This window comes from Mycobacterium sp. E342, assembly GCF_001667665.1.
GTDB lineage: Bacteria > Actinomycetota > Actinomycetes > Mycobacteriales > Mycobacteriaceae > Mycobacterium.
On the sequence record NZ_LZJM01000270.1, the window covers coordinates 1 to 5,617 of the forward strand.

The 5,617-nt window shown below is 71.1% G+C and carries 5 protein-coding genes; 1 reads left to right on the top strand and 4 read right to left on the bottom strand.

Going from position 1 to position 5,617, the window contains the following annotated elements:
• Nucleotides 1–78: 78 nt before the first annotated feature.
• From ctpC to A5692_RS21590, 4 genes are all read right to left on the bottom strand, one after another.
• Nucleotides 79–2,253, bottom strand: coding sequence for a manganese-exporting P-type ATPase CtpC (gene ctpC, locus A5692_RS21575; protein WP_068059604.1), 2,175 nt, complete (start codon nucleotides 2,251–2,253; stop codon nucleotides 79–81).
• Nucleotides 2,254–2,264: 11 nt separating this feature from the next.
• A complete protein-coding gene (locus tag A5692_RS21580) occupies nucleotides 2,265–2,546 on the bottom strand; it encodes a DUF1490 family protein (RefSeq protein ID WP_068059607.1) in 282 nt (93 codons plus the stop codon).
• Nucleotides 2,547–2,633: 87 nt separating this feature from the next.
• On the bottom strand, nucleotides 2,634–3,347 hold the full coding sequence (locus A5692_RS21585) for a TIGR03089 family protein (protein WP_197514528.1): 714 nt from the start codon (nucleotides 3,345–3,347) through the stop codon (nucleotides 2,634–2,636).
• Nucleotides 3,335–4,807, bottom strand: coding sequence for an LCP family protein (locus A5692_RS21590; protein ID WP_068059610.1), 1,473 nt, complete (start codon nucleotides 4,805–4,807; stop codon nucleotides 3,335–3,337). Before A5692_RS21590 ends, A5692_RS21585 begins: the two co-directional genes overlap by 13 nt.
• Before the next feature lie 98 nt (nucleotides 4,808–4,905).
• Here A5692_RS21590 and rfbD point away from each other — a divergent pair.
• The coding region (rfbD, locus tag A5692_RS21595; protein WP_068059613.1) for a dTDP-4-dehydrorhamnose reductase at nucleotides 4,906–5,617 on the top strand (712 nt) is incomplete at its 3' end.

The window sequence follows — 5,617 nt, forward strand, 5'->3', positions numbered from 1 at the left end:
CCAGACACATCCACTCCGTCAGGAGGTCCTCCCAATTTCAAGCAGGCACGCCGTTAACAACCTCCCGGGTCACGACAGCTAGTCGAGCCGGTAGCGGATCAATCGGGAGCTGTTGGCCACCACCGCGACCGACGACGCGTTGTGCAGGATCGCGGCCAGCACGGGGGACAACGCCCCGCCGGCGCCGATGATCAGGCCCGCGGCGTTGACGGCGATGGACATGCCGTAGTTCTCCCGGATGACGTCGACGGCGCGGGCGCCGAGATCCCGCACGTCGAGCAGGCGGTGCAGGTCGTCGTTGGCCAGCGCCACGTCGGCGGTCTCGACGGCGACGTCGGTCCCGGCCAGGCCCATGGCGATCCCGATGTCGGCCGCGGCCAGCGCCGGCGCGTCGTTGATGCCGTCGCCGACCATGCCGACCACGTAGCCGTCGTCCTGTAGCCCGCGCACCACCTCGAGCTTGTCCTCGGGCATCACCTCGGCGCGCCACTCGTCGATGCCCAGCTCCTCGGCCACCACCTCGGCGATGTCCGGGTGGTCGCCGGTGAGCATGACTATCCGGCGAATACCGTTGTCCCGCAGCTCCTTGAGCACCTCTACGGCCTCGGGGCGCACCTCGTCGCGCAGGCTGATCAGCCCCACCAGCTTGCCGTCGACCGCGAGCAACAGCGGGGTCTCCGCCTCGCGCCGCAGCCTGTCCACCCACTCCGACGCCTTCTTCGACACCCGCACCTTTTCGGCGCGCAGCAGCCCGGGACTGCCGAGCAGCAGGGTGCGGCCGTCGGCCCAGGTCCGCATGCCCAGGCCGACCAGCACCTCGCACTCCTCGTGCGGCGGGATGGTGATGTGGCGTTCCTCGGTCGAGCGGATCACCGCCTCGGCCAGCGGGTGCCGCGAGTGGATCTCCGAGCTGGCCGCATACGCCAGCACCTGCTCGGGCTCCCAATCCTTGTGCAGTGCAATGATATTGGTGACCACCGGGCGGCCGACGGTCAGCGTCCCGGTCTTGTCGAACACGATCGCGTCCACCCGGCCGGCCTGTTCGAGGTGGGAGCCGCCCTTGATCAGGATGCCGCGGCGCGCGCCATTGCCGATCGCGGCGCTGATCGCGGTGGGGGTGGACAGGCCCACCGCGCAGGGGCACGCGATCAACAGCATGGTCATCGCGCGGCGCACGTCGCCGGTGACCGCCAACGTGAGGGCGGAGACGACGAACGAGGTGGGAACGAAACGGCGGGAGAAGTTTTCGCCAACGGTCTGAATGGGCGCCCGGTCGTGCTGGGCCTCCTCGACCCGGCTGATGATGCGCCCGATCGCGGTCTGGTTGCCGACGGCCTGGGCGCGTACCACCAGGCGTCCGCGCACCACGACCGACCCGGCGTGCACGTGCGCGCCGACCATGACGGAGACGGGCAGGTTCTCGCCGGTGATCGCGGACTGGTTGACGATGGCCTCGCCGTCGATCACCTCGCCGTCCACCGGGATCGCCACGTGGTCGTGGATGACCACCTCGTCACCGATCTGCACGCTGTCGATGGGCACCTGGACTTCGGCGCCGTCGGCGAGCCGGATCCATGCCGTGTCCTGGCTGCCGCGCAGCAGTTCCGAGATGGCCCGCCGGGTCCGGCGCAGGGTGAGGTCTTGCAGGTATTCGCCGATGTTGAGCAGCCACAGCACGGTGAGCGCCACCACGTTCTCGCGCAACACCAGGCTGGCCACCGTCGCCGCCGACACCAGGGCGTCGGTGCCGGCCCGGCCCGAGCGCAGCGAGCGCAGCGCGCCGCGCAGGAACGGGTAGCCGGTGAAAACGGTGACTCCGGTGGCCAGGATCCGGCCGTTCGGGCCGAGCAGCGGCGGCCGGGCGAACACGTAGCGGCGCACGCCGAGCAGCGCCAGCGCGGCACCGCCGACGACCATCCGCAGCACATCGGTGTTGCGGATCTCCTCCGAATGCGGTGCGCGTGCGGGGATCAGCTCGGCGGCGACATGCGCGGCGGAGCCGATCGCGGCCAGCACCGCGGCGCGGTCGCAGCGGCGGGGCGAATACCAGACGACGACGCATCCGGTGCGCGGGTAGGCGTGCACCACGCGCACGCCCTCCTCGCTGGCGACGGCCTCCTCGACCGCCACCGCGCGGCGGGAGTCGCACCGCAGCCACTCGACGGACACCCGCATGCGCCCGGCCGCATCCGAAACGATCTGCAGCGCGGGGTCTTTCGGGTCGACCGGGTCTAGGGCGGTGGCGAGCGCCATCTGCGCGGGGATCAGTGGTCGTGCTGGTGGACTTCGGCGACGGCCGGCGTGGGGGCTTCCTCGCCGATGCGCTCCCGGGCTTCGGCCATGACGTCGGCGATCTTCAACCGGGCGGACTCGGCGGCCTCCTCGGCCTTGCGCGTCCCGCGCAGCCCCAGCTCGGCCGCCGACACCGCGGTCGCGTGCAGGGGGGCCTTGGCCACGGCCTTGCGCACCACCTCGTAGGCCGTCACGCCGACGAGGCCGGTGACCACCGTCGATGCCGCCTTTGCCAAGAGCGCGTACCCCGCCATTGCCCGGACCTCCCTGTCGTCGCGGCGTCAGCTGATGCTCGCTCGACGTTAACATTGAAATATTGCGATATCAATATGTATCCGCGGCTACAGCACCCGGGTGACCTTTTCGGTCTCGATCCTGCGCGGCAGCGCCGACGGGTCGGGATTGGCCACCTGCACCAGCGACGCGCCGACGGCCAGGATCGCCAGCAGGCCGTCCACCAGCTCGCCGGGTTCCGACCACGCGGCGGTGGACAGCACCCGATCGGCGGCCGTCAATTCCCTTGCCGCGGCTGAGCTTTGGCACTCGGCGAGGACCTCGTCGACCGATCGGCCGCCGAGCGCCGGTCCGGGATGGGGTTCGGCGACGATCTGGTCGCCGTGCACCCGCACGGCGGTCGCGTAGTCGGTGACGCCGATCGGCAGATCGGATGCCGGGCGGCCGAACGGGTCCAGCGAGAGGACCGCCACCTCACCGGCCCCGGTCTCGTCGGCCTCATCAAGCCGTTCGGCGGTGCACAGCGCCAGGTCGGCGGGCCCCGCGAACACGACCTCGGCGCCGATCCACCACACCCCGAACAGCGCGGCCGCGGTCTGCCAGTGCGCTGGCAGCAGGATCGCGACCCGGCTGCCCGGCCCGGCGCCCAGCTCGTCGCGCAACAGGTTGCCGGTCTTGGCCGCCCAGTTGGCCAGCGTCGCCGCTGACAACTCGATCCGCTCGCCGGTCGCGTCGTCGTAGTAGGTGATGCGCGGGCCGACCGGGTCGGCCCGCAGCATCGGGTCGAGGATCGCGCCGGACAGCGTGCTCAGTTGATGCACTCGGGCTTGTCGGAACCGGCGGTCAGGATCGGCGAGGGCGCCGGGACATTCGGGTCAGGCGCCACCGCGTCGACGTTGGACACCTTGGCGGGCATCACCGTCCCGGTGCCGGACAGCCCCGAGCCGGGGCCGCTGTAGTCGTTGGCCAGCACCACCCGGACCGAGCCCGCCGCGACGGACGGGTCGGCGACCACCGGCAACCCGCCCAGCTCCTTGGACACCTCCTGGGCGCCGAGGTCGTCGGTCTTGGCGGCCCGCACCTGGCTGCCCTTGACGTGGCCGCCGTCGTTGTTGCCGACCGTGCCCGCACCGAATCCCTTGGCGGTCAAGACCTGTGAGACCGCCGACGCCAGGCCGTTGATGTCGGTGTCGTTGACCACGCTGGCGGTGGTTTTCGCCGGGGTGTAGGCGATCTCCTCGGTCTTGCCCTGCTCCTGGTCGTGCAGCAGCCCGTTGACCCAGTCCTGGACCTGATGCGGGTCCACCCGCACCACGCTCTGCATGCCGTCGTCGCTCCAGCCGGCCCCGTCCAGCACCGGGATGGTGGCGAACGCGACGTTGCCGCCGGCCAGTTTCTGCATCTGCTGGACGAAATCCATGACGTCCCAACCCGAGGAGATCACCACCGAGCGCTGCACGGCCGCCTCCAGCCGTTTGAGCGTCGTGGGGCTGGACAGCGTCTTGCCGGAGATGACGCGGTGGGCCAGGGAGGCCATCACCACCTGCTGGCGCACCACCCGGTCGAGGTCGCCGCGCGGCAACTCGTGGCGCTGGCGGACGAAGCTGAGCGCCTCCGGCCCGTCGAGCCGCTGGGGTCCGGCCGGGAAGTCGGCGCCCGACAGGGGTTCGAACACCGGCTCTTTGAGGCAGACGTCCACGCCGCCGAGCGCGTCGGTGATCAAGGAGAAGCCGAGCAGGCCGATCTCGGCGTAGTGGTCGACGGTGACGCCGGTGAGGTCGGCGACGGTCTTGATCAACGCCTCGCGCCCGGCCTCGGTGCCCTGCGCCGCCGCGTCCTCGGCCGAATCGCCGGCCTTGACCAGGCTGGTGCGCTTGGCCTCGCGGGTCTGGCCGTAGACGCCGTTGATCTTCGTCTTGCCCAGGCCTGGGGCCGCGACGTAGGAGTCGCGGGGGATCGAGATGGCGGTCGCCGACTTCCCGTTGTTGGGGATGCGGATCAGGATGATCGTGTCGGTGTTGGTCGCTTCCTCGTCGCCGGCCCGCAGGGTGGCCAGTTCCTCGGCGGACAGCGGGTTGCCGTGGGCGTCGGTGCGGCTGTCGAGTCCGACCAGCAGGATGTCGATCGCGCCGTCGTCGCCGCCCTTGCCGAGCGAGGGTGCGGACATGTGAAAGATGCCGTCCTCGAACGACCGGACGTTGCTCCACGCGAGCCCGGTGCCGAGGACGACGGCGAGCGTGAGCGCGGTCGCAATCACACGAATCACACGGTGCACAGGCATCCCACTAGGTTACTTGCGACTCACACGCTTCGCTGGTAGCGAAGCCCCGCGCGCCCCGGCGTTCGCCCGTGCTCTCCCCGGCATGCCAGACTCAGACCATGTCGAGCAGGATCGTGATCGCCGGTGCCGGGGGGCAGCTGGGTGGCTTTTTGCGCTCGCTGGCGGGCGGCAAGGACCGCGATGTCTTGGCGCTGACGTCGTCGCAGTGGGACATCACCGACCCCGCCGCCGCCGAGCGCGTGGTCGCGCGCGGGGACGTGGTGATCAACTGCGCGGCCTATACCGATGTCGACGGCGCCGAGAGCGACGAGGCCGGCGCTTACGCCGTCAACGCCACCGGCCCCGAGAACATGGCCCGGGCCTGCGCGCGCGCCGGCGCCCGGTTCATCCACGTCTCCACCGACTACGTCTTCGACGGTGACTTCGGCGGCGCGCCGCCGCACCCGTACGAGCCCAGCGACCAACCCGCCCCGCAGAGCGTGTACGGCCGCAGCAAGCTGGCCGGGGAGGAGGCGGCGCTGGCGGCGCTGCCCGACGCCGTAATCGTCCGGACCGCCTGGGTCTACACCGGCGGCGACGGCAAGGACTTCGTCGCCGTGATGCGCCGGCTGGCCGCGGGGGACGGCCCGGTGCGGGTGGTCGACGACCAGGTCGGGTCGCCGACCTATGTCGGCGACCTGGCGGCCGCGCTGCTGCAGGTCGCCGACGACCACGTGCCCGGGCCCATCCTGCACGCCGCCAACGAGGGCGCGGTGTCCCGCTTCGAGCAGACCCGGGCGATCTTCTCCGAGTGCGGCGCCGACCCGGCCC

Excerpts from the sequence above, each read along its gene's own strand:
- ctpC (WP_068059604.1), bottom strand. The coding sequence starts at position 2,253 with ATGGCGCTCGCCACCGCCCTAGACCCGGTCGACCCGAAAGACCCCGCG.
- A5692_RS21580 (WP_068059607.1), bottom strand. The coding sequence starts at position 2,546 with ATGGCGGGGTACGCGCTCTTGGCAAAGGCGGCATCGACGGTGGTCACC.
- A5692_RS21590 (WP_068059610.1), bottom strand. The coding sequence starts at position 4,807 with ATGCCTGTGCACCGTGTGATTCGTGTGATTGCGACCGCGCTCACGCTC.